3 protein-coding genes are annotated in these 2458 nt (G+C 48.5%); 2 read left to right on the top strand and 1 reads right to left on the bottom strand.

Annotated features, from left to right (window positions below):
* Positions 1-199 (bottom strand): carboxypeptidase-like regulatory domain-containing protein (locus QF669_08450; GenBank protein ID MDP6457462.1); only part of this gene is annotated, 199 nt, incomplete at its 3' end.
* A 355-nt stretch (positions 200-554) separates the two neighbouring features.
* Here QF669_08450 and QF669_08455 point away from each other — a divergent pair.
* Both QF669_08455 and QF669_08460 read left to right on the top strand, forming a co-directional pair.
* A complete protein-coding gene (locus QF669_08455) occupies positions 555-716 on the top strand; it encodes a hypothetical protein (GenBank protein MDP6457463.1) in 162 nt (53 codons plus the stop codon).
* 244 nt (positions 717-960) lie between these two features.
* Positions 961-2259 carry a hypothetical protein gene (locus QF669_08460; GenBank protein MDP6457464.1) on the top strand — a complete coding sequence of 433 codons (1299 nt, stop codon included), beginning with the start codon at positions 961-963 and terminating at the stop codon, positions 2257-2259.
* Positions 2260-2458 lie beyond the last annotated feature (199 nt).

Here is a 2458-nt window from a genome sequence, read left to right on the forward strand (position 1 = left end):
TAGATATGGAATACGATCCAGAGGCATCTGCTGCATCTCCGAGGGCGGTTCCTTCAACCACGACATTTGCACCGGCCAGTGGATCTCCCGTTGCCGCATCTGTCACACGGCCAGACACCGTCGCCTGGGCAGACGCTTCGCTGATGAAAAAAAAGCTAACTAGTAGAATAGCTACACATTTGCCGAGTTTTGCTACCATTTTATTCTCCTTGAATTCATGCTCAGTTTACAACTATCTAACAATCACGATAGAAATTTACAACTGCGAACTCGCAAGTATACAACACTTTTTTTTTGATGTCAAGATGTAAGTTAACTTGTTGCGATATAATTTATATTCTGTTGTATTTCAGATACTTATAGAGGAAAACGTCCACAGATCAAGCATCGATTAGGATCAAGATTGAGCGATTTCTTCTTGGTTTTTGCGCCCTTACTGACCTACTTCACCATGTCTTTCGGGCAGGCGACCATGAGCGCCCAAGATGATTGACGACTAACACATGCAAGACTCCTTACACCATAAGACACTTGCTGAGTAGCAGACTGTAAACTTGTCGAACGTAAAATCGTCACCTATGAATGAGTGGCCGGTCAAGCAACGATGGGCAAGATTGCGCTACCTGGTCGTGCAAAACTTCCCTAAACTCGGTCTTGTGGCGGCATTGCGGCCGAACACGCAAAATTCTCCCGTGCTGAAGACGTCCCCCGCTTGAGGAAGTTCGTGTTCCGAGGATACGAGGTAAGACGGGGGGCCAGATGTTTGTGGATCTGTTCACGCTCCTCTGTAAGGGGCTGGTGGATGAGCTCATCTTCAACAGAATTTGATTCCACTCCCTGCAAATAGCGAAAGCTTTTGAATTGATACTTTCTGTTTGCCATTTTTTTTCGCAAAAAACGAACTAAAGTGTAACTTATCGACCGCATTAATATTGCACTCAGGCAGTGAAAGAGGATCAAATGAATCATCGAATCGTATTGATTGGCGCAGGAAGTGCAACCTTTGGTCTCGGCACCATTGGTGATATCCTCAAGAATAAGGTCTTGGAAGGGAGCACTATCGTTCTTCACGATATAGATGCCGGAGCGTTGAGTCGTGTGGCGGAAATCTCGCAGCAGTATGTTCAAGAAAAAAGTCTCCCCTATGAGGTACAAGCTACCCTATCGAGAGAGGAGGCTCTGCGGGGCGCGGACTTCGTAATCATCTCCATAGAAGTGGGGGATCGGTTTGCCCTTTGGGAGCATGACTGGAATATCCCGCTGGAATATGGCTTCAAGCAGGTTTATGGCGAGAACGGCGGGCCCGGTGGAATCTTTCATGCACTGCGTATAATACCGCCCATTCTAGAGATCTGTGATGATATCGAGACCCTCTGCCCGGAAGCTTTTGTATTCAACTTCAGCAATCCGATGACCAAGATCTGTCACGCGGTACATGCCCGTTATCCGGGGCTGAAGTTTATCGGGCTGTGCCACGAAGTGGCCTCTTTAGTAGAACACTTGCCCAAACTGTTAGGTGTACCGTTTTCTGACTTGTCCGTCCAGGCCGGGGGGCTGAACCATCTCAGCATTCTCGTGAAGGCACAGTACCGTGAGTCAGGGAAGGACGCCTATCCAGAGATCCTTGAAAAGGCTCCTGACTACTTTGCCACAGCGCCGGCGTCCATGGGCGTTATGGGAGAAAGGTCACTGTTCCTGGAAATTGTGCGCAGGTACGGAGTGTTGCCGGTAACCACTGACAGCCATTTTGGAGAATACATCGGCTGGGCGTGGGATGTGGCCGATCATGACGGCATTAAAGAGTTTTACAACCGGTACAAAAAACTAATGTTTTCGAGTAAGGAATTACCTGCTGAACGCCTGCAACGGGGGACAGAAGAAGAAGAATTCTGGCGCGTGGTTCATATCATCGCGGGGATTGTTGCCGATTCAGGACATGAAGAACTGGCGGTGAATATCCCCAACGATGACTTCATAGAGATCTTGCCGAGGAATCAGATTGTTGAAGTACCGGCGATGATAAGCCGGAACGGCATTAACGGCATCCGACTCGATTCTTACCCGAGGGCATTCGCAGGTCTGCTCCAGAATCAGGTCGCCCTCCACGACCAGCTAACCGAAGCAATCCTCACAAGATCGAAAGATGGGGTTCTGCAGACACTGCTGTTAGACCCTGTGGTAGATCAGGTTCAGCCGGCAGAAGAGTTGTTAAACAGGACACTCGATTTACAGACGCCGTATCTCGACTATCTTCAGTAACCCGTTAGGCCACATAATACGCAGTGTGCCGACAGGCAGTCCAGATTTCTCGGCGCCGCTAGTCAATTCCATCACAAAATCATTCGTCTTATCCAGCAACCCAAGTCAAAAACAGATATATCACAACTATTGAGCAAATAATAGCAAGAGATGCTTCTTTCGCTTTTGCCCAAGGGGTCATATCTACAGGCGCCGGATC

It is taken from the genome of Candidatus Neomarinimicrobiota bacterium (genome assembly GCA_030743815.1).
In the GTDB taxonomy this organism is placed as follows: domain Bacteria; phylum Fidelibacterota; class Marinisomatia; order Marinisomatales; family S15-B10; genus UBA2146.

Excerpts from the sequence above, each read along its gene's own strand:
- QF669_08460 (MDP6457464.1), top strand. The coding sequence starts at position 961 with ATGAATCATCGAATCGTATTGATTGGCGCAGGAAGTGCAACCTTTGGT.